The 23991-nt window shown below is 69.4% G+C and carries 23 protein-coding genes; 9 read left to right on the top strand and 14 right to left on the bottom strand.

Annotation, left to right across the window (positions count from 1 at the left end; genetic code table 11):
* Positions 1 to 4: 4 nt before the first annotated feature.
* The 6 genes from AC3A6G_RS10580 (at position 5) to AC3A6G_RS10555 (ending at position 8903) form a co-directional block, all read left to right on the top strand.
* On the top strand, positions 5 to 3073 hold the full coding sequence (locus AC3A6G_RS10580) for a pilus assembly protein (RefSeq protein ID WP_487859122.1): 3069 nt from the start codon (positions 5 to 7) through the stop codon (positions 3071 to 3073).
* Positions 3074 to 3088: 15 nt separating this feature from the next.
* Positions 3089 to 3586, top strand: coding sequence for a GspH/FimT family pseudopilin (locus AC3A6G_RS10575; protein WP_487859123.1), 498 nt, complete (start codon positions 3089 to 3091; stop codon positions 3584 to 3586).
* Positions 3587 to 3692: 106 nt separating this feature from the next.
* On the top strand, positions 3693 to 4541 hold the full coding sequence (locus AC3A6G_RS10570; protein WP_487859124.1) for a DUF6502 family protein: 849 nt from the start codon (positions 3693 to 3695) through the stop codon (positions 4539 to 4541).
* On the top strand, positions 4538 to 5920 hold the full coding sequence (locus AC3A6G_RS10565) for a DUF5666 domain-containing protein (RefSeq protein WP_487859125.1): 1383 nt from the start codon (positions 4538 to 4540) through the stop codon (positions 5918 to 5920). The genes AC3A6G_RS10570 and AC3A6G_RS10565 overlap by 4 nt, the downstream gene beginning before the upstream one ends.
* Positions 5921 to 6040: 120 nt before the next feature.
* Entirely contained in the window at positions 6041 to 6802 is a 762-nt protein-coding gene (locus AC3A6G_RS10560) for a winged helix-turn-helix domain-containing protein (RefSeq protein WP_487859126.1), read from the top strand.
* A gap of 4 nt (positions 6803 to 6806) precedes the next feature.
* Entirely contained in the window at positions 6807 to 8903 is a 2097-nt protein-coding gene (locus tag AC3A6G_RS10555; RefSeq protein ID WP_487859127.1) for a PAS domain S-box protein, read from the top strand.
* A 4-nt stretch (positions 8904 to 8907) separates the two neighbouring features.
* Here AC3A6G_RS10555 and AC3A6G_RS10550 read toward each other — a convergent pair whose 3' ends face one another.
* Positions 8908 to 9693 (bottom strand): Crp/Fnr family transcriptional regulator, encoded by a 786-nt coding sequence (locus AC3A6G_RS10550; protein ID WP_487859128.1) that lies wholly within the window; start codon positions 9691 to 9693, stop codon positions 8908 to 8910.
* A 205-nt stretch (positions 9694 to 9898) separates the two neighbouring features.
* Between AC3A6G_RS10550 and AC3A6G_RS10545 the strand changes: the two genes are divergently transcribed.
* Positions 9899 to 10408: an ornithine carbamoyltransferase gene (locus AC3A6G_RS10545; protein WP_487859129.1), complete on the top strand. Its 510-nt coding sequence runs from the start codon at positions 9899 to 9901 to the stop codon at positions 10406 to 10408.
* 14 nt (positions 10409 to 10422) lie between these two features.
* Here the strand turns inward: AC3A6G_RS10545 and AC3A6G_RS10540 are convergent, their stop codons facing one another.
* The 11 genes from AC3A6G_RS10540 to AC3A6G_RS10490 all read right to left on the bottom strand — a co-directional run bounded on the left by AC3A6G_RS10540 (position 10423) and on the right by AC3A6G_RS10490 (position 20293).
* Positions 10423 to 11139, bottom strand: a complete 717-nt coding sequence (locus AC3A6G_RS10540; protein ID WP_487859130.1) for a sulfite exporter TauE/SafE family protein — start codon at positions 11137 to 11139, stop codon at positions 10423 to 10425.
* 2 nt (positions 11140 to 11141) lie between these two features.
* A complete protein-coding gene (gene hemN / locus AC3A6G_RS10535; protein ID WP_487859131.1) occupies positions 11142 to 12563 on the bottom strand; it encodes an oxygen-independent coproporphyrinogen III oxidase in 1422 nt (473 codons plus the stop codon).
* Entirely contained in the window at positions 12560 to 12811 is a 252-nt protein-coding gene (locus AC3A6G_RS10530; protein ID WP_487859132.1) for a hypothetical protein, read from the bottom strand. The genes hemN and AC3A6G_RS10530 overlap by 4 nt, the downstream gene beginning before the upstream one ends.
* The gene (locus AC3A6G_RS10525; RefSeq protein ID WP_487859133.1) at positions 12808 to 13113 is read right to left on the bottom strand and encodes a FixH family protein; all 306 of its coding nucleotides are present in this window, start codon (positions 13111 to 13113) and stop codon (positions 12808 to 12810) included. The genes AC3A6G_RS10530 and AC3A6G_RS10525 overlap by 4 nt, the downstream gene beginning before the upstream one ends.
* Positions 13114 to 13132: 19 nt before the next feature.
* The gene (gene ccoG / locus AC3A6G_RS10520) at positions 13133 to 14566 is read right to left on the bottom strand and encodes a cytochrome c oxidase accessory protein CcoG (protein WP_487859134.1); all 1434 of its coding nucleotides are present in this window, start codon (positions 14564 to 14566) and stop codon (positions 13133 to 13135) included.
* A gap of 17 nt (positions 14567 to 14583) precedes the next feature.
* On the bottom strand, positions 14584 to 15498 hold the full coding sequence (gene ccoP, locus AC3A6G_RS10515) for a cytochrome-c oxidase, cbb3-type subunit III (RefSeq protein WP_487859135.1): 915 nt from the start codon (positions 15496 to 15498) through the stop codon (positions 14584 to 14586).
* A 27-nt stretch (positions 15499 to 15525) separates the two neighbouring features.
* Complete coding sequence (locus AC3A6G_RS10510; RefSeq protein WP_487859136.1) at positions 15526 to 15666, bottom strand: cbb3-type cytochrome oxidase subunit 3; 141 nt, start codon at positions 15664 to 15666, stop codon at positions 15526 to 15528.
* A 13-nt stretch (positions 15667 to 15679) separates the two neighbouring features.
* Positions 15680 to 16312 carry a cytochrome-c oxidase, cbb3-type subunit II gene (gene ccoO, locus AC3A6G_RS10505; RefSeq protein ID WP_487859137.1) on the bottom strand — a complete coding sequence of 211 codons (633 nt, stop codon included), beginning with the start codon at positions 16310 to 16312 and terminating at the stop codon, positions 15680 to 15682.
* Between the two features lie 14 nt (positions 16313 to 16326).
* On the bottom strand, positions 16327 to 17766 hold the full coding sequence (gene ccoN, locus AC3A6G_RS10500) for a cytochrome-c oxidase, cbb3-type subunit I (protein WP_487859138.1): 1440 nt from the start codon (positions 17764 to 17766) through the stop codon (positions 16327 to 16329).
* Between the two features lie 65 nt (positions 17767 to 17831).
* Positions 17832 to 17969 carry a cbb3-type cytochrome oxidase assembly protein CcoS gene (gene ccoS / locus AC3A6G_RS10495; protein WP_487864416.1) on the bottom strand — a complete coding sequence of 46 codons (138 nt, stop codon included), beginning with the start codon at positions 17967 to 17969 and terminating at the stop codon, positions 17832 to 17834.
* On the bottom strand, positions 17969 to 20293 hold the full coding sequence (locus AC3A6G_RS10490) for a heavy metal translocating P-type ATPase (RefSeq protein WP_487859140.1): 2325 nt from the start codon (positions 20291 to 20293) through the stop codon (positions 17969 to 17971). The genes ccoS and AC3A6G_RS10490 overlap by 1 nt, the downstream gene beginning before the upstream one ends.
* Positions 20294 to 20396: 103 nt before the next feature.
* Between AC3A6G_RS10490 and AC3A6G_RS10485 the strand changes: the two genes are divergently transcribed.
* Positions 20397 to 20840 carry a universal stress protein gene (locus AC3A6G_RS10485; RefSeq protein WP_487859141.1) on the top strand — a complete coding sequence of 148 codons (444 nt, stop codon included), beginning with the start codon at positions 20397 to 20399 and terminating at the stop codon, positions 20838 to 20840.
* Between the two features lie 5 nt (positions 20841 to 20845).
* On the opposite strand, the gene AC3A6G_RS10480 is transcribed toward AC3A6G_RS10485, so the two are convergent.
* A complete protein-coding gene (locus tag AC3A6G_RS10480; protein ID WP_487859142.1) occupies positions 20846 to 21841 on the bottom strand; it encodes an AraC family transcriptional regulator in 996 nt (331 codons plus the stop codon).
* A gap of 220 nt (positions 21842 to 22061) precedes the next feature.
* On the opposite strand from AC3A6G_RS10480, the gene AC3A6G_RS10475 reads away from it, so the two are divergent.
* Positions 22062 to 23120 carry an aldo/keto reductase gene (locus tag AC3A6G_RS10475; RefSeq protein WP_487859143.1) on the top strand — a complete coding sequence of 353 codons (1059 nt, stop codon included), beginning with the start codon at positions 22062 to 22064 and terminating at the stop codon, positions 23118 to 23120.
* Here the strand turns inward: AC3A6G_RS10475 and AC3A6G_RS10470 are convergent.
* Entirely contained in the window at positions 23103 to 23987 is an 885-nt protein-coding gene (locus tag AC3A6G_RS10470; RefSeq protein ID WP_487859144.1) for an NmrA family NAD(P)-binding protein, read from the bottom strand. The two genes, AC3A6G_RS10475 and AC3A6G_RS10470, sit on opposite strands and share 18 nt — an antisense overlap.
* Positions 23988 to 23991 lie beyond the last annotated feature (4 nt).

Genomic DNA, 23991 nt, shown 5'->3' with positions numbered 1-23991 from the left:
CCCTATGAAAAAGAACATCATCCGCACCTTCTGCGCCGCCGCGATGCTCGCGCTCGGCCTGTCCGCGGCGTCCCGGGCGGAGGACATCGACCTGTTCGTCGGCTACAACCAGAGCGCGGCCGAGGCGCCCAACGTGCTGTTCGTGCTCGACAACACGGCCAACTGGAACCAGCCCTTCGTCGCCGAGATCGAGGCGCTGGCGAATGCCTTCAACAGCCTGCCGGAGGGCAAGTTCAAGGTCGGCGTGATGATGTTCACCGAGACCGGCGGCGGCAACTCGAACGAAGACGGCGCCTACCTGCGCGCCGGCGTGCGCCTGATGGACAAGGCCACGCAGGCCAGGTACGCCGCGCTGATCGGCAGCCTCGACAAGATCGACGACAAGTCCAACGGCGGCAAGGCCGGCAAGATGATGGCCGAGGTCTACCGCTACCTGAGCTCCGGCGCGCCGATGGCGGGCAACAACAAGGCCAAGGCCGACTACGCGGGCAACGTCTTCGGCAGCGCCGCCTCGAAGGCGGTCTATGCGCTGGGGGGCAACCCGCTCGCGGCGGTCAACAGCACGCGCTACACCGGCCCGGACACCGCCAACTGCATCGGCACCTTCGTCATCTACATCAGCAACGGTGCCGCGCAGGACAACAACGCCGACACCGTCACCTCGACCGCCGCGCTGCGCGCCGCCGGCGGCGACACCGCCACCATCCGTCTCGGCACCAGCGGCTCGCAGGAGAACGTGGCCGACGAATGGGCCCGCTTCCTGCAGTCCAGCATGGGGGTGAGCGTGTTCACGGTCGAGGCCGCCAAGGCGAGCGGCGGCCAGGGGCCGGGGTGGAGCGCGCTGCTGCAGAGCATGGCGACGGTGAGCAAGGGCGAGTATTTCGACCTCTCCGCGGAGGTCGACCTGGGCCTGGCGCTCAAGGAAACGCTCGACGACATCTTCAGCAAGATCCAGTCGGTCAACAGCGTGTTCTCGTCGGTGAGCCTGCCCGTGAGCGTGAACACCCAGGGCACGTACCTCAACCAGGTGTTCGTCGGCATGTTCCGCCCCGACGAATCGGCCTATCCGCGCTGGAACGGCAATCTCAAGCAGTACCAGCTCGGCCTCGACCGCAACAACCAGCTGATCCTGCAGGACGCGGCCGGCGCCAACGCCATCAACAACCAGACCGGCTTCATCGCGCCGTGCGCGCGCAGCTTCTGGACACCGCTGCCGAGCGACAACGACACCTACTGGCGCTTCCGGCCTGCGGGCGACTGCGTCGACAAGGCCGAAGCCGAAAGCCCCGACGGCAACGTCGTCGAAAAGGGTGCGCAGGGCTACATGCTGCGGCAGCTCGCCGTGGCCGATCGCAACATGAAGACCTGCACGCCGGGCAACTGCACGGCGCTGACGAGCTTCAGCGACGGCAACACCAACATCACCACGACCGCGCTCGGCGTCGAGACGACCACCGAGCGCGCCGCGCTGATCAACTGGCTGCGCGGCCTGGACAACAAGGGCGACGAACGCGAGGACACCGCCGGCAATCCCCTCACCTCGAGCGCCATGCGCCCCTCGGTGCACGGCGACGTGGTGCACTCGCGCCCGGTGGCGATCAACTACGGCACCGACACTGATGCGCAGGTGGTGGTGTTCTACGGCGCCAACGACGGCGCACTGCGCGCCGTCAACGGCAACCAGTCCGGCACCGTCGGCGGGGCGCCCCCCGGCGGCGAGCTGTGGTCCTTCGTGCCGCCGGAGTTCTACGGCAGCATCAAGCGCATCCACGACAACAGCCAGCGCATCAACTTCCCGGGCCTGCCCACGACGCTGGGCCCCGGCGCGCCCAAACCCTACGGCATGGACGGCCCGATGGCAGCCTACCGCGACGGCAGCACGGCCTGGCTCTACGCCAGCATGCGCCGCGGCGGCCGGCTGATCTATGCCTTCGACGTCTCGAACCCCGCGGCACCGAGCCTCAAGTGGCGCCGCGGCTGCCCGAACCAGGACAACGACACGGGCTGCGACACCGGCATGGCCGGCATCGGCCAGACCTGGTCGGCGCCCAAGGTCGTGAAGGCCAGCGGCCACGGCGATGGCAGCACGCCGGTGTTGATCTTCGGCGGCGGCTACGACAAGTGCGAGGACGTGGATGCCGCCACCGCTGCCACCGCCTGCGGCACAGGTGCCAAGGGCAACCGGATCTACGTGCTCGACGCGAACAGCGGCGAAATCCTCAACACCTTCACCACCTCACGCAGCGTCAGCGGCGAAGTGACGGTGGTGAACGACAGCGCTGGCCTCGCCGTGGTGGCCTATGCCGCCGATCTGGGCGGCAACGTGTACCGCATCAAGATCGGCAGCACCGCGCCCGGCAGCTGGACGATGACGCGGATCGCGGCGCTGGGCTGCGACACCGTGGCCACCTGCACGCCCAACCGCAAGTTCATGTTCGGCCCCGACGCCGTGGTGGACAACGGCGTGGTCGTGCTGCTGATCGGCTCGGGCGACCGCGAGAAGCCGCTGCGCTCCTACGGCGCGGCGCTCAGCGTCACGAACCGCTTCTACATGATGGTCGACAAGCCGAACGACGACAGCTGGCTCGCCAACGAAGCGACCCGCTGCAACGACAACGCGCTGCTGTGCCACGCCTCGCTGCTCGGCATCACCGGCACCGGCTCGCCCTCGACCGCCGACCTGGCCGCCCGCAAGGGCTGGTGGCTCGCGCTCGAGGCCGGCGAGCAGGTCGTGACCTCCTCGGTCACGGCTTACGGCACCACCACCTTCAACACCCACACGCCGACCAATCCGGCTGTGCGCCAGTCCTGCCGCGCCGACCTCGGCACGGCCAGGGTCTACAACGTCTCCTACCTCAATGCGGCCGGCCAGAACGCCGGGCCGCGGTTCCAGACCGTGGTGGGCGGCGGCCTGGCGCCCTCGCCCGTCGTCGGCCGCGTGAAGATCGGCAACGGCTACCGCGACGTGGTGATCGGCGCCAACCCCGATTCGTTCCTGAGCCCGAAGGGCACCGCCGTCAAGACCGCGTTCACGCAGCCCAAGGGGCGCGTCTACTGGTTCATCCAGAAGTAAGGCAAGGCACCACCCATGCGAATGCGCGGCTTCACGCTGGTCGAGTTGATGGTCACTGTCGCGGTGATGGTGGTGCTCGCCATGATCGCTGTGCCCTCCTACGACAACGTGCTGCTGTCGAACCGGCTCGGCGCCTACGCGACCGACCTGGTCGCGGCCAGCCAGCTCGCCCGCAGCGAGGCGATCAAGCGCAATGCGCAAGTGACGCTGTGCGCCTCGTCGAACGGCAGCAGCTGCGCCAGCAATGGCCAGTGGGAGGCAGGCTGGATCGTCCTCAGCGGCGGCCAGGTGGTCCAGAAGCAGGGCGCGGCCGCCAATGGCTATCGCATCCGCGACGGCGCCAGCCAGAGCGCGCTGCGCTTCGAGGGCACAGGCGTGGGCGCTACCGCCGCCACCCTTACCATCTGCCGCGCCAGCCCGGCCGGCTCGCAAGAGCGCGTGGTGAAAATCAGCGCCACCGGGCGCTCGTCGATCACCCGTTCAGCGGCCGGCAGCTGCAGCGCCGGCGGATGAGCGGTTTTTTGTGCGATCCTCCGCGGCGACGACAATAGCGCACTGACGGCGGCCGCCGCCCGCAGGCCGAAAACCGTCACCCCATCGGTTTCACACGCTTCATTTCATGGAACACCAGCTCGACTGGGCACTTGCCGCCTGCGCCCGCATCCTGCGGCCCGTGGTCAGGCTCGCCCTGGCGATGGGCGTGAAGCATCCGCATCTCGAGGTGCTGCTGCGCGACGTGCTGCTCGAGGAGGCCGCGCGTTCCTGGCGCCGCCAGGGCGTGGCCCGGCCCAACATCAGCCAGCTGTCGGTCACGACGGGGCTGAACCGCAAGGCCGTGACCGCGAAGGTCCGCGAGACCGCGGACGCCCTGCCCCACACCGAACTCTCGGCCGCGGCCAAGACCTTCACGCTGTGGCTGCAGATGGTGTCCGAGAACCTGGCCTTCCAGCGCCTGCCGATCACCGCCGAAGGCGACGACGTGCCCTCCTTCGAGACCGTGGCCCGGCTCGGCAGCCGCGGCAACGTGCACCACCGCACCATCCTCGACGAGCTGGTGCGCCTGAACATGGTCGCCGAGCAGGACGGATGCGCCGAGCTGAAGGTCGACGGCTTCGTGCCGGTGGACGACCTGCAGTCGATGCTCGCCTTCCTCGGCGACAACGGCCGCGACCACCTGCTGGCCGCCGTCTCGAACACCCTCGGCGAGCAGCCGCGCATGCTTGAGCGCGCGGTGTTCGCACGCGGCCTGAGCGCGGAAGACTGCGAAAAAATCCACCAGCTGGTGCGCGAGCGCTGGTCGGCACTGCATCTGGAACTCACGGGCGAGATGACCCGCGCGGTCAAGCGCGCGCCAGATGGCGCCAAGGGCCGGATCCGGGTCGGCATCTACACCTATTACGAAGATGAGCCGGCGCCGCAGACGCGGCCGGCCGCCCTTCCCTCGGGGCGCAAGGAAGTAAAACGATGAACATCCCAACAACCTTGGTGCGCGGCATCTTCATGGCCGCGGCGATGGCGGTGCTGCTGTCCTGCGGAGGCGGCGGCGGTGGTGGGGGCTCCGTGAGCGGGCTCGGTCTGAGCGGCGGCTATGGCACCGGTACCGGCACGGGAACCAACAACGATGGCGGTGGTGGCGGCGGCGATGGGCCGGGCGGCCCCGGAACGGGCGGCACGGGCACCGCGGGCGGCAGCGGCGGCGGTGACGGCGGCGATGGCACCTCCACCGCGGGCAACGGCACGGATGACGGTTCGGGCGTGGGCTCGGGCGGCACCGGCGTGAGTGCCGACGCGGGCATCGGCTCGGTCGGCGGCATCGGCAGCGTGATCCTCAACGGTGTGCGCTACAACACCGACACCGCGAGCTTCAGCCTCGAGGACACCGCCGAGCTGCAGATCGGCATGAGCGTGCGCATCGCCGGCAAGATCGACAGCGAGTTCACCACCGCCACGGCCCAGAGCGTGGTCTCGGCGGCCGAGCTGCGCGGCGCGGTGTCGGCGATCGACCTCGCCGGCGGCAGCTTCACGGTCATGGGCACCACGGTCAGCACCGACAACGCCACGGTCTGGGGCGATTCGACCGGCCTCGCCCAGGCGGTCGCCGGCCAGGTCGTGCAGGTGTGGGGGCTGCCCGTCGCCCCGGGCGCGCTGCGCGCCACGCGCGTCGAACTGCGGCCCAGCAACACCGCAGCGTTGGTGACCGGTGCCGTAAAGAACCTCGACCGCGGCGCCAAGACCTTCACGCTCGGCCAGCTCACTGTGAGCTTCGAGCAAGCCGCGTTCTCGGGCGGAATCGACGCGGCCTCGCTCGCCGAAGACGCGATCGTGCGCGTGCGCGGCGGCACGGCGCCCAGCTTCGGCAACTTCACGGCCAGCCAAGTCCAGGGCTGGTATGCGGTGCCCCGGCAGGCGGGCGCGGCGGTGCAGCTCGCGGGCGTGGTGAGCGGCTTCAACGGGCTGGCCAACTTCAAGCTGCTCGGCACGACCGTCGATGCTTCCGGTGCGCAGATCCCGGGCGGCCAGCAGGATTCGGTGGGCAACGGCGTCAAGGTCGAGGTCGACGGCATCATGTCGGCGAATGGCGTGCTGGTGGCAAAGAAGCTGCGCGTGCGCAACGTGCCAGGCGTCGGCGGCCCGGTCGACTTCTCGCTGATCGGCGCCATCGGCAGCTACCAGTCGGCCTCGGATTTCCGGGTGCAGGGGCGGGCCGTGGATGCCAGCGGCCCGTCGACCGTGTTCGAGAACGGCACCGTCGCCGACCTCGGCAACGGCCGCCGCGTCACCGTGGTCGGCGACAGCGTCGCGCAGGGCGTGCTGATCGCCACCCGCGTGACCTTCGCCACACCCTGAACCGCCACCGTCTCGAGCGGCACGGCCGCCCGAGGTTAAGTTTCTCGATGTGTGCGTGATACGCTTACAGGCAGTTTCGGCGATGCCGCCGAACCCGCGCCCACATCCCCTGCCTGCCGAATGACATCCGCCTTCCACATCGCGGTCCTCGACGATGAGGTCGACATCACGCTGCTGCTGGCCAACTACCTTCAGGGCCATGGCTTCCGTGTGACCCAGCTGCACGACGGCCGGTCACTGACCGCGCTGATGAGCACCGATCCGGCCGACCTGGTGCTGCTCGACCTGGGCCTGCCCGGCGAGGACGGATTCGCGATCGCGCGGCGCATGCGCGAGACTTGGCGCTGCGGGCTCGTGATCGTCACGGGCCGCGGCGACGCGGTGGACAAGATCGTGGGCCTCGAGGTCGGCGCGGACGACTACGTGACCAAGCCCTTCGACCTGCGCGAACTCGTGGCACGCATCAAGGCCGTGCTGCGGCGGCTGGCGCCCGAGGGCGCGCCGCTCGCCCGGGCGCCCGCCCCGCTGCCACCGGCAGCGGCCCCTGCGCCGGCGGCACCCGGCGGCCGGCTTTCGTTTGCCGGGTGGCGGCTCGACACCGCGGCGCGCAGCCTCTCGGACCCGCAGGGCGTCAATGTGGCGCTCACGGGCGGCGAGTTCGACCTGCTCTGTGCCTTCGTGCGTCATCCGGGCCGCGTGCTCTCGCGCGACTTCCTGCTTGAGCACACGCGCGGGCGCGAGGCGGCCCCGTTCGACCGCACGATCGACGTGCAGGTCGGCCGGCTGCGCCGCAAGATCGAGTCCGACGCCGACGATCCGCAGATCATCAAGTCGGTGCGCGGCGCCGGCTATCTCTTCGTTGCGCCGGTCATCCCGGGCTGAGGTCATGCACGCCTCTACGCCGCCCACCGCCGGCGCCCTGCCCGGCCTGCCTTCGGGCATCGAGGAATCCAGCGTCTTCCGCTCGCTCTTCTTCGCCTACCCCGATGCGCTGCTGCTCGTCGACCAGGCGGGCGCCATCGTGCTGGCCAATCCGTCGGCTGCCATCCTGCTCGGCTACACGGTCGACGAGCTCGTCGACCTGAGCGTCGATGCGCTGGTGCCCGACAGCATCCGGCCGCGCCATGCTTCCTATCGCGAGGCCTACGGCCGGGCGCCGCGTCCGCGGCCCATGGGCACGCAGATGGAACTGGTCGCCAAGCGCAAGGACGGCAGCGAGGTGATGGTCGAGATCGCGCTGAGCCCGCTTCAGAACCAGGGGCTGCCGTTCGTGGTGGCCGCGATCCGCGACATCGGCGCCTACCCGCGCGTGAAGCAGGCGCTGCAGCGCGCGCGCTACAGCGACCATGTGGCGCAGCTCGGCCGGCTGGCTGTGGACACGCGCGATCTGCAGGTCGTGCTCGACCACGTGCCGGCAATCGCCGCCGAGGCGCTGGAGGTCGACGTGGCGATGGTGCTGCTGCTCGAAAGCAGCCGGCTCGAGTTTCGCGTCGCCAGCGGCGTGGGGCTGGTGCCCGGCGAGGAGGTCGGTGCAAGGCTGCAGAGCCACGCCAGCACCCCGCCAGGCTTCGTGTTCGCCGAGGGCGCGCCGGTGGTCGTGTCCGACTACAGCGTGGAGCGCCGCTTCGCCGTGCCGCAGGCGTACCTCGACGCGGGCATGGTGAGCGGCGTGGCCGTGCCCTTCTACGACCGCGGCCGCTTCACCGGCGTGCTCGCCGTCCGGTCGCGCGAGGCCAGGCGCTTCGGCGACGAGGAGCTGCGCTTCCTCGAATCGCTCTCGAACCTGCTCGCGACCAGCCTGCAGCGGGTGCAGACCGAGGAGGCGCTCAACCATGCGCAGCGGCTCGAGAGCGTCGGCCAGCTCACTGGCGGCATCGCGCACGACTTCAACAACCTGCTCACCATCATCCAGGGCAACCTGCAGGTGCTCGAAGAGCTGCCGGGCCTGGCGCAGGACAGCCACGCGCAGCAGCTCGTCGGCGCCGCCACGCGGGCATCGCGGCGCGGTGCGGAGCTCACCGGCAAGCTGCTGGCCTTTTCACGCCGGCAGATGCTCCAGCCCAATGCGGTCGACACGCACGCGCTGCTGCAGTCGCTCGCCGACATGCTGCGGCGCACGCTGGACCAACGCATCACGATCAGCATCGATGCCGCACCTGGTTGTCCGTCCGTGTTGGCCGACCCGGGGCAGCTCGAATCGGCGCTGTTGAACATCGCCATCAATGCGCGCGACGCAATGCCCAAGGGCGGCGCGCTGCATTTCAGCACCGAAGCTTGCGGCGCGCTGCCGCCCGAGGTGCGCAACGAACTCAGCGAACACGACGCGCATGGCCGCTTCGTCGCGATCTCGATTGCAGACAGCGGCACCGGGATGACCGACGAGGTGAAGGAACACGCCTTCGAGCCCTTCTTCACCACCAAGGAAGCGGGCCGCGGCACCGGGCTGGGGCTCAGCACCGTCTACGGATTCGCGAAGCAGTCCAAGGGCGCAGTGGCCATCGCGAGCCGGCCCGGGTCGGGCACCACCGTGACGCTCTATCTGCCAGAGCTCGACGACGCGGCGCCTGCCGCGCCGCGCGAGGATGCGGTCGGCCATGCCATTCCCGCGGGCCTGCGCGTGATGCTGGTCGAGGACGACGCCGAAGTGCGCAAAGTGGTGCAGGCATTCCTCGCGGCGCTCGGCTGCACCGTCTCGACAGCCGCCAACGCCGAGGAGGCCCTGCTCGCGCTCGATGCCGGCGCGGGTTCGTTCGACGTGTTGCTGAGCGACATCGCGCTCGGTCCCGGCATGCGCGGCACCCGGCTCGCCGCCGAGGTGCAGCGGCGCTTTCCGCAGGTCGCGATCCTGCTGATGTCGGGGTTCTCGTCGGAGTTACTAGAGGCTGACCGCGACGTGCTGCAGGGCTGGGAGCTGCTGCGCAAGCCCTACACGCGCGCCGAACTCGCGGGCGCGCTGACCCGGGCGCTCGCGGGCCGGCACTGATCGGCTATTGCAGCATCGCCGGTGCCGGGGCCAGGCAGCGCTGCACGAATGCCGACAGCGCGCCCACGTCGGGGATCTGCACCTCGCGACGGCCCTTCTCCATCGCAATGACCTTGTCGCGCGCCAGCCTCGACAGCGCCCGGCTCACGCTCTCGAGCGTCATGCCGAGGTAGTTGCCGATCTCGGCGCGCGTGATGCGCAGGGTGATCTGGTCGGCGCGCATGCCGCGCTCGGCGAGCGACTCGGCCCAGTAGCGCAGGAAGTCGGCCACGCGCGCGTCGGTCGGCAGCGTGCAGACCGACATCAGCGAATCGCGGTCATGCGCGATCTCGCGGCTCATCGCCGTGTGGAACACCTGCAGCAGCGTCGGTTCGGCCAGACAGGCCGACACGAGCGATTCGTACGAGACGACCCAGACCTCGCCCGTGTCCATGGCCACCGCGTCACAGGAATACTGGTTGCGCGCCATGCCGTCGAAACCCAGCCAGTCGCCGCGAAACTTGAGCCCGACCACCTGCTCGCGGCCGTCCGCCGAAAGGTTCACGATCTTGAAGAAGCCCGAGTTCAGGATGTAGAGATTGCCGAAACGCTCGCCGGCCTGGTAGACCCGGTCGCCCGCATGCACCACGCGGCGCTGCGGTGCGAGGCGCTCCTGCAGCAGCTTCAGCGTCTCGGCCATCGTGCGGCTCGCCCTTTCATAGACCGCCACGCCCGTGGCGGGCCTCGCGCCGGCCGCGGCGAAGCCCTGCAGTGCCGGAAAGGCGGTGGCGGTGCGGGTGAGGTCGAGCATCTGGTAACTCCTGTGCATCTCGTTATTTAGTAGACAAATGTTAAAAAACACGAGGCAATGGCATGCCAATGGTTCGCATCGTTGGGTAACGCTCGGTGAACCCTCCGTGTCCGATCTGTAACGGCACGCCGCGCGCCAGGTTTGATCCGCATCAATCCTGGCCGGCGTCTGCGCCGCTAGTCTTGCGGGCTTCATCCTGGCGCCCATGTCCTATCCCTTTGAAATCCACAATGCCGCGGCCTTCCGGGCGCTGTCGCCGCAAGACGAGGCGGCACTCTTGAGCGCTGCGCGCCTGCTCCAGGCGGCCTCGCTGCGCGGCGCCCCCGCTCCGCAGCTCAAGGGAAAGAACCTGGGCATGCTCTGCAGCGACGACGAAGCCCACCGCGAGAGCCGCGCGTTGTTCGAAGGCGCGGCGAAAGCGCTCGGCGCGCTCGTCGCCACCGTGCGCCCCGGCCCTTCCAACCTGGGCATGCCCGGCGAGGTCCAGCATGCGGCGCGGATCCTCGGGCGCTTCTACGACGCGGTGGAATGCCAGGGGCTCCCGCCGGAGGTGGTGCGCGAGATCGGCCGGCATGCCGGCATCCCGGTCTACGACGGCGCGGCCTGTGCGTCCCATCCGACCGCGCGCCTGGCCGCCTGGCTCGACGAGCGCACCCCGCCCGCGGCCAACCGGTGTTTCGTGCTGCAGGCCTTGCTGCTCGGTAGCGTGAACTGAACCCTGCGCGGCGCTCAGCGGCACCAGGCGTCGATGCGCGGACCCAGGTCGGACCAGAGCGCCTGCACCGCCACCGCGGCGAGCAGCACGCCCGACAGCCGCGCCCCCCAGGCCTGGAGGCTGCCTTCGCCCTGCCGGTGCAGGCGCCGCCAGAGCCAGGGCCCGAGCGCCAGCGACAGGCCGCTGCCGAGCGCGAAGGCCAGCATGGCGAGGCCGCCGTCCCACGGCCGGTTGCCGAGACTCGCCAGCAACAGCGCCGAATGGAGCAGTCCGCACGGCATCGCGACCCACAGCGCGCCGGTCGCGAGCACCCCCAGCGGCGTGGCCGCGCCGAGCGGGCGCAGCCGTGCTTCGAGCCGGCGCCCGATGCGCTGCGTCCACACCGGCTGTCGCCCGGCGATCGCCAGCATCGCGCCCCAGGCAAAGACGAACACGTGCAGCAGCGTCCAGAGCGGCCGCAGCGCCGCCACCTGGTCGCTGGCAAGCGCCAGGCTGCCCACGCTCGCGGCTGCGGCGGCGCCCGCGACTGCATAGCTCGCAGCGCGGCCCAGGTGGAAGGCGGCCTGCGCACCGACCCAGGCGGGTGCGCCCGTGCCGCCGGACCCTGCGTGCGCCCGAACGGGAACGATGCGGATCACGGCGGCCGATGCGGCGCCGCACATGGCGATGCAGTGCGGCCCGCTGGCCAGGCCCATGACCAGCGCGGCGCCGGCGAGTGCTGTCTGCGTCATGCTCACACCATCCGCGAGAAACGGCCCTGGCTCGCGCGGCTATAGCGGTCGAACACCATCGCGATGGCGCGCACGACGAACCAGCCCTGCGGCGTGACGCGGATGTCGTGGTCGGTGATGCGCACCAGGCCCTCAGCCGCGAGCGGACCGAGCGCAGCGAACTCGGCCGCGAAATGGCGCCGCGCGTCGATCCGGTGCGCCTCGCCCACGGCATCGAAATCGACGTGGCCCTGGCACATGAGCGCCATGATCACGTTGCGCCGAAGCAGGTCGTCGCGCGTGAGCGCCAGACCGCGCTCCACCGGCAGGCGGCCCTGGTCGAGCAGGTCGCAGTAGGCCTCAATGGTCTTGGCGTTCTGGCTGTATGTGGCGCCCATGCGGCCGATGCCCGACACGCCCAATGCCAGCAGGTCGCCCTCGGGCTCGGTCCCGTACCCCTGGAAGCCGCGCTGCAGCCGCCCTTCACGCCGGGCCACCGCGAGCGGATCGTCCGGAAGCGCGAAGTGGTCCATGCCGATGTAGACGTAGCCTGCTGCGGTCAGTGTGGTGATTGCATGCGACAGCATCCGCACCCGCGCCGCTGCATCGGGCAACTGGTCCGCGGCGATGCGCCGCTGCGGCTTGAATCGCTCGGGCAGGTGGGCGTAGGCATACAGGGCGATGCGGTCGGGCCGCAGGTCGCACACCTGGGACATGGTGCAGGCGAAAGAGGCGTCGTTCTGGCGCGGCAGCCCGTAGATCAGATCCACGTTGATCGAGCCGAAGCCCAGCGCGCGCGCCTCGGCCATCAGCCCGAAGACCTGCTGCGCCGGCTGGATGCGGTGCACCGCCTTCTGCACCTCGGGATCGAAGTCCTGCACGCCGAAGCTCAGGCGATTGAAGCCCAGCGCCGCGAGGTGCGCGAGCCGCACCGCATCGACGGTGCGCGGATCGATCTCGATCGAGCGTTCGCCGCCCGGGACCAGGTCGAAGACCGTGCCGAGCATCGCCATCAGCTCGCTCAGCTCCGCATCGGCAAGGAAGGTCGGTGTGCCGCCGCCGAGGTGCAACTGGCTCACGGCCGCGCGCGCGCCGAGCGCCGCCGCCTGCAGCCGCGCCTCGCGCGCCAGGTAGCCGAGGTAGCGCGTCGCGCGTTCGCGGTGCCGCGTCACCACCTTGTTGCAGGCGCAGTAGTAGCACAGAGATTCGCAAAACGGAATGTGCACGTAGAGCGAGAGCGCGGGCGCATGGGTGCCCGCACTGCGCCGCTCGCGCAGCGCCAGCGCATGAGCCTCGGCGCCGAACGCCTCGACGAAGCGGTCGGCCGTGGGGTAGGAGGTGTAGCGGGGTCCGGCCACGTCGAACTGTCGCAGCAGGTCGGGCGGCAACGGCTGCGCAGAGGGACGCTCGGCGGTCCCGGGGGCCACGGGAAAAGACAGGCTCATTGCGGATGCTCCGGAAGATCGCGCGCCGGCGGCATGGCGAGCAGCGCGGTGAAGGCGCTCGACGCGGCCGCCATCGCCCAGAAAACGAAGAAGGCGATGCTGTAGACGCCCTGGCGCGAGAGCCGCAGCGCGTCACCGCCCCAGTGCAGGTCGGAAGGATCGACCAGGGAGAAGACCAGCACCTCGAGCCCGCAGGCGAGCAGGAAGGCCGGCCACAAGATGCCGATGACCTGGCGCGACGAACTCATCGCAGTACCTCCGGCGGCGGCAGCGGCACGGCCTCGACCGGCGTGGTCGCATGGTTGCGCCCGGCCATGGCGGGCATCAGCTTCTTGTCGGCCAGCATGCGGTTGATCTCGATCCCGCGCCGGTAGTAGTCGGCCGAGACCACCGGATCGGGCGTGGCGAGCGCATACCAGAGCGTCACGAAACTCGCGACCACCACCAGCGCCGGTCCGGCGATCACCATCCACAGCAGCGGATGCCGCCACCACCGATCGTCGCCTTGCGTTGCCGGCGCGTCGTTGCCGATCGATGTCGTTGCGGTCATGTCGTTGTTCCTTGTCGATTCAGCGCGGCACCAGGAAGGCCGCCGGTTCCGAGACCTGCACCCCGCCTGCGCCCTCTTCCCGGATGTCGAAGTGCACGGTGTGCGAACCCGCCGCCACAGCGCCATAGGGCACCTGCAGCCGAACCGCCACCCAGCGCGACTGGGCCGCGTCCACGGTGACGGGGGTGTCCGGCGAGACGCTCAGCCCGTCGATGCCGTGCGCTGTGATGCGATAGCTGCGCGGCGCCTCGGTGGCATTCATGATCTGCAGCCGGTAGACGTTCTCGAGCCGGCCCCCCTCGACGATGCGCGCGAGCGATGCGCGGTCGCGCACCACATCGACCTTGAGAGGCGTGCGCACCACCAGGCTCGCGAGCAACCCGGCCACGAGCAGCGCGAGGATCGCCGCATAGGCCAGCACGCGCGGGCGCAGCACCCGCCGCAGCAGCTGCTGGCGCGACCATCCGGCCTCCATGCCGTTCTGGGTGTCGTAGCGGATCAGCCGCGGCGCATAGCCCATCTTGCGCATCACCGTGTTGCAGGCGTCCACGCACAGGCCGCAGCCGATGCACTCGTACTGCAGCCCCTGGCGGATGTCGATACCGGTCGGGCAGACCTGCACGCACAGGCCGCAGTCGATGCAATCGCCGAGCGCCTTGCTGCGCGGGTCGATGTCCTTGCGCCGCGGGGCGCGCGGCTCGCCGCGCTGCGGGTCGTAGCTGACGATCAGCGTGTCGCGGTCGAACATGGCGCTCTGGAAGCGCGCGTAGGGGCACATGTACTTGCAGACCTGCTCGCGCATGAAGCCCGCGTTGCCGTAGGTCGCGAAACCGTAGAAGAAGACCCAGAACACCTCCCACGAGCCCATGCCCGTCTGCAGGAAGGCCAGGCCCAGTTCGCGGATCGGCGTGAAGTAGCCCACGAAGGTGAAGCCGGTCCACATCGCGATGCCGATCCAGACCAGGTGCTTGAACCACTTCTTCACCAGCTTCTCGAGCGACATGGCCTCGCCGTCGAGTCGGATGCGGGCCGAGCGGTTGCCCTCGATCTTGTGCTCCACCCAGAGGAAGATCTCGGTGTAGACGGTCTGCGGGCAGGCATAGCCGCACCACAGCCGCCCTGCCACGGCGGTGAACAGGAACAGCGCCAGTGCGCTGACGACCAGCAGCCCAGACAGGTAGATCAGGTCCTGCGGGTACAGCACGAGCCCGAAGACATAGAAGCGGCGGGCGGCCAGATCGAACAGCACCAGTTGCCGTTCGCCCCACTGGATCCAGGGCATGCCATAGAACACCAGCTGGGTCAGGAACACCATCGCCCAGCGCCAGCGCGCGAAAACGCCCTGGATCGCACGCGGATGGATCTTCTTGGATGCCTGGTAAAGGCCGACCGCTTCGGCTTCGGCCGCGACGGGAACGATCGGAATCGACTTGCGGCCTGCGGATGATTCCATGATCAACCTCCGCGCATTCAGGGCCCGGCGACCGGTGCGTTCGAGAAGCCCCAGACGTAGGACGCGAGCAGCTTGATCTGCGCCTCGGTCAGCCGTCCTTGCTGCGCCGGCATCTCGCTCTTCTTGCCTTCGTTGACGATCTGGACGATCGCCGCCTCGCCCCAGCCGTGCAGCCAGACCTTGTCGGCGAGGCTGGGCGCGCCCACCGCCTGGTTGCCGACCCCGCCGATGCCGTGGCAGGCGGCGCAGGCCGTGAACTTCGACTTACCGAGCCCTGCGCGCAGCGAGTCATTCGGCGCGCCCGAAAGGCTCAGCACGTAATTGGCGAGGTTCTTCACGTCATCCTGCGTGCCGACCGCGGCCGCCATCGGCGGCATCGTGCCGGTGCGGCCGTGGGTGATCGACTCGACGATCTTTTCGGGCGTGCCGCCGTGCAGCCATTCCTTGTCGGTGAGGTTCGGAAAGCCCTTGCTGCCGCGCGCATCGGAGCCGTGGCACTGCGCGCAGTTGTTCATGAAGAGCCGCTCGCCGATCGCCATGGCCTTCGGCTCGCGGGCAATGTCTTCCGGGGCCATGCCGTCGTAGCTCGCATAGACCGGCGCGAGCGCGGCGGTGGCCTTGGTGAGTTCAGCCTCGTATTCGGCCTTGGCGCTCCATTCCGCCTGGCCGTCGAAGCTGCCGAGGCCCGGGTACACCACGAGGTAGCCGACCGAGAAAAGGATCGTGAGCACGAACAGGCCGACCCACCACAGCGGCAATGGATTGTTGGCTTCGCGCAGGTCCTCGTCCCAGACGTGGCCAGTGGTGTTGTCCGCGTCCGAGGGCACGCGCTTGCGCGCCGTGAGCCACAGCAGCAGCAGGCATCCGAGGATGCTCAGCAGCGTGCCCGCCGCCACGTAGTTGGACCAGAAGTTGTTGACGAAATCGCTCATGGGGGCTCTCTTGTTTTCTCTTCGCGCTCAGTCCTGCTCGAGCGGCAGCTGCGCGGCCTCGTCGAAGCGGGCGGCGTTGCGGCTGGCATAGGCCCAGGCCACGATGCCGAGGAACAGCGCGAAGCAGGCCAGCGTGGCGCCGACGCGCAGGAAGGTCAGGTCGATCATGGTGCGGTGCTCCTTACTTGAGCGTCAGGCCGAGCGATTGCAGGTACGCCACGGTCGCGTCCATCTCGGTCTTGCCGCGGACGTCCGCGCCGGCGCGGGCGATCTCCTCTTCGGTGTAGGGCACCCCGACCCGGCGCAGCGCGCGCATGTGGCGCGGGATCGCCTCGGCATCGACGGTTTTCTTCTCGAGCCAGGCATAGGCCGGCATGTTCGATTCGGGCACCAGGTCGCGCGGGTTGTTCAGGTGGATGCGGTGCCACTCGTCGCTGTACTTGCCGCCCACGCGGTGCAGGTCCGGACCGGTGCGCTTGCTGCCCCACTGGAACGGCCGGTCGTAGACGAACTCGCCCGCCACCGAGTAGTGGCCGTAGCGCAGCGTCTCCGAACGGAACGGGCGGATCATCTGCGAATGGCAGTTGTAGCAACCCTCGCGCAGGTACACGTCGCGACCGGCCAGCTGCAGCGCCGTCGGCGGCTTCAGGCCCTGGATCGGCTCGGTGGTCGACTTCTGGAAGAACAGCGGCACGATCTCGACCAGGCCGCCGATGGCGATCACTACGAGGATCAGCACGATCATCAGCAGGTTGTTGGTCTCCACCTTCTCGTGGGTGAAGCCGCGGTTTTTGTTGTCGGGTGTGGAAGGCATGGTGCTTTGCTTTCTCAGGCGTGGGCCAGGGCGATGGGCGGGATCGCGGCCTGTACGGAGCGTCCGGAGATCACGGTCATCCACACGTTCCACGCCATCACCAGCATGCCGGCGAGGTACAGCAGGCCGCCGATCAGCCGCACGACGTAGAACGGGAAGGTCGCCTTCACGCTCTCGACGAAGGTGTAGGTGAGCGTGCCGTCGGGGTTGATCGCGCGCCACATCAGGCCCTGCATCACGCCGGCGATCCACATCGCGGCGATGTAGAGCACGATGCCGATCGTGGCCATCCAGAAGTGCGCCTCGATGGCCTTGATGCTGAACATGGTGGTGCGCCCGTACATGCGCGGCACCAGGTAGTACAGCGAACCCATCGTGATGAAGCCGACCCAGCCGAGCGCGCCGGCATGCACGTGGCCCACGGTCCAGTCGGTGTAGTGGCTCAGTGCGTTGATCGTCTTGATGGACATCATCGGCCCCTCGAAGGTGGCCATGCCGTAGAAGGACAGCGCCACGATCAGGAAGCGCAGGATCGGGTCGGTGCGCAGCTTGTGCCAGGCGCCCGAGAGCGTCATCACGCCGTTGATCATTCCGCCCCAGCTCGGCGCGAGCAGGATCAGCGAGAACACCATGCCGATCGACTGGGTCCAGTCCGGCAGCGCGGTGTAGTGCAGGTGGTGTGGGCCGGCCCACATGTAGGTGAAGATCAGCGCCCAGAAGTGGACGATGGAGAGCCGGTACGAATAGACCGGCCGCTCGGCCTGCTTGGGGATGTAGTAGTACATCATCCCGAGGAAGCCGGCGGTGAGGAAGAAGCCGACTGCGTTGTGGCCGTACCACCACTGCACCATTGCATCCTGCACGCCGGCATAGGCCGAGTAGCTCTTCATCCAGCCGGCCGGGATCGCGGCGCTGTTGACGATGTGCAGCAGTGCCACCGCGATGATGAAGGCCCCGTAGAACCAGTTGGCCACGTAGATGTGGCGCACGCGCCGCGTGCCGACGGTACCGAAGAACACGATGGCGTAGGCCACCCACACCACGGCGATCAGGATGTCGATCGGCCACTCGAGTTCGGCGTATTCCTTGCCCGAGGTGTAGCCCATCGGCAGGCTGATGGCGGCCGCCACGATCACGGCCTGCCAGCCCCAGAACACGAACGATGCGAGCCGGGGCGCGAACAGCCGCACCTGGCAGGTGCGCTGCACCACGTGGAAGCTGGTGGCCATGAGCGCGCAGCCGCCGAACGCGAAGATCACCGCGTTGGTGTGCAGCGGCCGAAGCCGGCCGTAGCTGAGCCAGGGAATGCCGAGGCTGAGGTCGGGCCATGCGAGTTCGGCGGCGATGATCACGCCGACGAGCATGCCGACCACGCCCCAGACCACGGACATGAGGCTCAACTGGCGGACGGCGGTGTCGTCGTAGATCGCCGCCGGGGGGTTCGAAACTTGCATCGTGCTGCCTTTGGATGTTCTGAAGGCAGTGTCCGCGGCCGACAGGGCCCGGGGTTTGATGCAGATCAATCGTTGCGCAGGATGCGGTCGCCTTCGCCGTCGATGTCGTCGAACTGCCCACGCTCGATGGCCCACCAAAGGCCTGCGAGGATCGCGAGCACCAGCGCGACCGACAGCGGAATCAGAAGAAAGAGGACGTCCATCAGCGGCCCCTCTGCGCCACGGTCGCGAGCCGCGCCGCGTTGGCGACCACCACGAGCGAACTCGCCGCCATGCCCAGCCCCGCGAGCCACGCGGGCAGCCAGCCAGCGATGGCGAGCGGCACGCACAGCGCGTTGTAGCCGGCTGCCCATGCCAGGTTCTGCCGCACCACGCGGGCGGTGCGACGCGCCTGCGAGATGGTGCGCGGGATGGCCGAGAGCGTCTCGCCGAGCACCACGAAGTCGGCGCGCGCGCGCGACAGCGGCACCGCCTTGCCGAAGGCGAACGAGGCGTTCGCGCGGGCGAGCGAAGGCCCGTCGTTGAGTCCGTCGCCCACCATGGCGACCTGCCGGCCTTCGGCCTGCAGCCGCCACAGCACCTGGAGCTTTTCCTCGGGTGTGCAGCCGCCCTGCGCGAATTCGATGCCGGCACGCGCGGCAACCTCCCGCGCGGCGCCGTCGCGGTCGCCCGACAGCAGCCGCACCGTGATGCCCTCGGCCTGCAGCGCCGCCACTGCGGCGACGGCGTCGGGGCGCAGGTCTTCTGCGAGCACGAAGCTCGCGAGCCAGCCGTCGTCGTCGCTCAGGTGCACCTGCGGCGCCTCGACGGCAACCGACGCGACCCCGCAATGCGCGGCTGCCCCGAGCCGGACGCGGCGCACCGCGCCATCCGGACCGCCGGCGCGCCGCATGAGCCCTTCGAGCCCGAAGCCCGCGCGCTCCGCCGGCTGCATCACCTCCCAGGCGGGCGGCATGTCGAGCTGCGCCTGCCATGCAGCCACCAGCGCTCGCGCGCCGGGGTGCAGCGAGTGCGCGCCCAGCGCGGCCCCCATCTCCAGCGCCTCGCCGTGGCGCAAACCCTGCCGGCAGAACACGCGGTCCAGGCGCGGCGTGTCGCCGGTGAGCGTGCCGGTCTTGTCGAAGACCACGGTGTCCACCGCGGCGAGCGCCTCGAGCGCCTGGAGGTTCGCGGTCAGCACACCGCCACGCGCCAGCGCACCCGCGCTTGCGAGCATGGCCGCGGGTGTGGCGAGCGACAGCGCACAGGGGCAGGTCGCAATGAGCACCGCCACCGCCACCATCAACGCCTTGCCCGGTTCGACATGCCACCAGAACGCCGCTGCGGCAGCGGCCGAGGCCAGCACCACGGCAAGGAACGGCCGAGCGATACGGTCTGCCAGCAGTGCCCAGCGCGGCTTGCCAGAGGCGGCGCTTTCCATCAGTCGGACGATCTGCGCGAAGCGCGTGCCCTCGCCCGCCGCGTCGATGCGCACCTGCACCGTGGCAGAGAGGTTGTGGCTGCCCGCCAGCACGCGCTCGCCGCGGGCACGGGGCACGGGACGCGACTCGCCGGTGAGCAGCGCCTCGTCGGTGCTGGTGCCGCCGTCCAGCAGCACGCCGTCGGCCGGAAAGGCTTCGCCCGCGCGCACCCGCACCACGTCGCCGGCCACAAGTCGGCGCACCGCCACGCGCTCCCAGTTGCCATCCGCAGCGAGCCGCTCGATGCTGTCCGGCAGGCGGTTCAGCACCGTCTCGAGCGCGCCCGCGGTGCGATCGCGCAGCCGCGCCTCGAGCCAGCGACCGGTCAGCAGGAAGAACACGAACATGGTGAGCGAGTCGAAATACACCTCGCTGCCCAGCACGCCGGCGCTGTCGAAGGTGGCCGCCGTGCTGACGGCAAAGGCGATGGCGATACCGAAGGCCACCGGCAGGTCCATGCCGATGCGGCCGTGGCGGATGTCGCGCCACGCGCTGCGGAAGAACGGGCCGCAGGAAAAGAAAAGCACCGGCAGCGTGAGCACCCAGGAAGCCCAGCGCAGCAACTGCGCGGCGTCGTCCGCCATCTCGCCGGGCTGCGCGATGTAGGCCGGGTAGGCGTACATCATCACCTGCATCATGCAGAAACCCGCCACCAGCCAGCGCCAGAGCGCGAGCCGCACCTCGCGCGAACGGCGCTCGCGCGCGGCGCTGTCGGTTGCGGGCACCAGCCGGTAGCCTGCCGCCTCGGCGGCTTCCAACCATTGCGAGGGCCGCACCAGCACGGCAGACCACACGATCCGCGCGCGCCGGCTCGCGGCATTGACCTGCACCTCCTGAACGCCGGGCACGCGCAGCAGCGCCGACTCGAGCGTGAAGCCGCAGGTGGCGCAATGCATGCCTTCGACGGCAACCTGAGATTCCCAGCGTGCGGCCGCCGGCGCGCCTTCATCGAGCGCGCGCCCGAACGCGGACCATTCGGCGGGATCGTCGAGCACCCGCCAGGCCTCGTGCAATGGCGTGGGCGGCGCCGCATCGGGCGATGAAAAGGGGGCGAGCGCAGCTTGCATCGCGCAAGGCTAAGCGGGGCCGGCGCCCTCCCCTTTGATATGCATCAAGTGGCGCGCCCGGTCACCGCCTAAGCTGACGGCAACTTCACTGGAGAGAATTCCCATGTTCAAGCGCATCCTCGTCGCCACGGACGGCTCCACGCTGTCGAAGAAGGCCGTCGCCAGCGCCATCGACCTCGCAGCCGCGCACGCGGCCTCCCTTGTGGCGCTCACCGTGGTGCCACGCTACCCCAAGGGCTACTTCGAGGGTGCCATGGCTTTTTCGCCCGAGGAGATCGCGCACGTGGAAAAGCAGTGGGCCGACAAGGCGCAAGCCATGCTCGACAGCGTCGCGGCGCGTGCGGCGGCGGCTGGGGTGCATGTGAAGCCGGTGGTCGCGAACTCGGACCGGGTCGCCGAATCGATCATCGCCGCGGCGCGCAAGCACCGCTGCGACCTGATCGTCATGGCCTCGCACGGCCGCAAGGGACTGCAGCGGCTGCTGCTCGGCAGCGAGACGCAGCACGTACTGACGCACTCGACGCTGCCGGTGCTCGTGCTGCGCTGAGCCGCTCAGGCCGCCTGCGATGCGGCGCCGAGCGCGTCGTTCTGCGCCTCGGCCTCGGCCAGCCAGCGCCGCTTGTCGCGCAGCGGCGGCACACCGAACATGCGGCCGTATTCGCGCGCGAACTGCGACGGGCTCTCGTAGCCCACGCTGTGCGCCGCGCTCGCCACGTCGGCTCCCGCCATCAGCATTTGCCGGCGCGCCTCCTGCAGGCGCAACTGCTTCTGGTACTGCAGCGGGCTCATCGCCGTCACGGCCTTGAAGTGGTGGTGGAACGACGACACGCTCATGTGCACCGCGCGCGCCATGTCCTCGATGCGCAGCGACTGCGCATAGTTGATGCGCAGCGCGCTGATCGCCTTGGCGATGCGCTGGGTGTGGCTGTCCTGCAGCGCGATCTGGCGCAGCCGCGCGCCCTCGCCGTTCACGAGCAGGCGATAGAAGATCTCGCGCTTGACCATCGGCGCCATGATCGGGATGTCTTCGGGCGTATCCAGCAGCCGCAGCAGCCGCAGCACGGGTTCGAGCACCGGCATCGCGATGCGGCTGACGTAGACGCCGCGCGATGCGGGCGCATTGGCCTTGGCGGGCAGCTTTTCGTCGCGGATCAGGTCGCCGATCTCGTCGAGCGAGAGGTCCAGGCGCAGGCCCAGGTAAGGCTCGTTCTCGCTGGTCAGGCGCACCTGCCCGCAGACCGGAAGGTCGACCGAACTCACGAGGTAGTGCATCGGGTCGTAGACGTAGATCTCGTCGCCCACCATCACGCGCTTGGAGCCCTGCGCGATAAGGCCGAAGGCCGGCGTCTGCAGCGCATGCTTGGGGCCGTCGGGCTTGTTGATGCAGTACACGAACAGGCCGGGCACCGGGGTTTCGATGCTGCCGTCCTGCCCGCGTGTGATGCGGTTGATCAGTGCGACCAGTTCCTTGCGGGCCGCCTCGAGTTCGGGCTCCAGCGGCACCGGCGCAGCCACGGCGGTTGCGAATTCGGGTGTTTTGTCGGGCATGTTTCAACCTTGTGACGGATGAAGCCACGGCGGGCGGGCGCCGTGGAGGATCGGGTGCCCGGAGCTTAGCGCGCCACCAGCCGCCTTGCACCACGGCCGCCAGCGTTCTGGAGGATCAGGCAAGGACTTTGCAGAATCGCGCTCGCCGGACGGCACGCCGTGGACGGATACTTTTGGCCACGACGCCACACCACACACCCGACGCAAAGGACGCACTTCCATGCAATACCGCCAATTCGGCCGCACCGGCCTGTTCGTCTCCGAGCTCTGCCTCGGCACCATGACCTTCGGCGGCGCCAGCGGCATCTGGGGCCAGATCGGCAACCTCCAGCAGTCCGAGGCCGAGGCGCTGGTCGGCCGCGCGCTCGATGCCGGCATCAACTTCATCGACACGGCCGATGTGTATTCCGAAGGGCTGTCCGAAACCATGACCGGCCAGGCGCTGCGCAACCTCAAGGTGCCGCGCGAGAACGTCGTCGTCGCCACCAAGGTGTTCGGCGAGACCGGCCAGGCTCCCAATTCGGCCGGCGCTTCGCGCTACCACATCATGGACGGCGTGAAGGCGAGCCTCCGGCGACTGCAGCTCGACCACATCGACCTCTACCAGATCCACGGCTTCGATCCGGTCACGCCAATCGAGGAGACGGTGCGCGCGCTCGACGATCTGGTGCGCCAGGGCCATGTGCGCTACGTGGGCGTCTCGAACTGGGCCGCCTGGCAGATCATGAAGGCGCTGGGCATCGCCGAGCGCCAGGGCCTCGCGCGCTTCGAGTCGCTGCAGGCCTACTACACCGTCGCCGGGCGCGACCTCGAGCGGGAACTCGTGCCGATGCTGCAGAGCGAACGCCTGGGGTTGATGGTCTGGAGCCCGCTCGCCGGCGGCCTGCTGAGCGGCAAGTACGGGCGCGACGTCGATGCGGGCGCGGCCGAACAGGGCAGCCGCCGCACCACCTTCGACTTTCCGCCGGTCAACCTCGAGCGTGCCTACGACTGCATCGACGCAATGCGCACGCTGGCCGAGGCGCGCAAGGTCTCGGTGGCGCAGATCGCGCTCGCCTGGCTGCTGCACCAGCCGGTGGTGACCAGCGTGATCGTCGGTGCCAAGCGCTTGGCGCAGCTCGACGACAACATCGCTGCCACCGCGATCCTCCTCGACGCCGCCGAACTCGCGGCGCTCGGCAAGGCGAGCGCCCTGCCCTCGGAATACCCGGGCTGGATGCTCGAGCGCCAGGGCGGAAACCGGGCCAGGCGGCTGGCCGAATCAGGCCTGCGCGGCTGAGGCGCGCACGCGCGCTCCGATGTAGTCCTCGAGCGAAACTGTCCCGCGCTCGGGCGCATCGGGCAGCACGAGGTTGTCGAGCGTGTCGCGCGTCATGGCCGCATAGGACGCGGCGCCGGCCTCGGAGAAACCGGCACGCCGGAACCACGCCTCCCACTGCGCGGGCGGCACCTCGACGACCCGCACCGGTCGACCGAGTGCCGCCTCGAACGCAGCGGCCACGTCGGCCGCGCAGTAGCGCGTCGGCCCTTCCACGTAATGCGGACCCGAAGACTCGGCGGCTCCGAACATGAGCCGCGCGGCGTAGCGCCCGAGATCCGCGGGCGCCACCATCGGCAAGCGGAAATCGCGCGGGAACAGGCTCTCGACGACACCCGCGTCGCGCGCGCCTGCCAGGGCCGCATCCCAGTTGCTCATGTAGTAGGCCGCCCGGATCACACTCACCGGCACCGGCACCGGCACCGGCTGCGCTGCGAGCGCCTGCTCCATGTCATAGAGCACGCCGAGGTCGCCCAGGCCCTCGCCGGGCTGCGCGCCGTAGGTGGACTCGGCCACGATCTTCTGCAGCGGCAGCCCTTGGATCGCATCGAGAATGCAGCGCAGGCTGCGGCGCTCCTCGGCCGCCGTATCGGTGTCGGGCGGCGCGGGCGGATTGAGCACGAACAGGCGCTCCGCCCCCTCGATCGCTCGGCGCAGCGCGGGCACGTCGAAGACGTCTGCTTGCGCTATGGCCGCGCCCTGCTTTTGAAAGCCCTCGGCATGGCGCGCATCGCGTGTGATGGCCGTCACAGCTTCGCCACGCGCAAGCAATGCCGATACAAGCGCCGAGCCGACGTGCCCGGTGGCACCGATGACCGCGTGCTTCATCGCG

The organism is Variovorax sp. Soil_C_26, from assembly GCF_057657075.1.
This window is presented reverse-complemented; position numbering and strand designations above follow the sequence as displayed.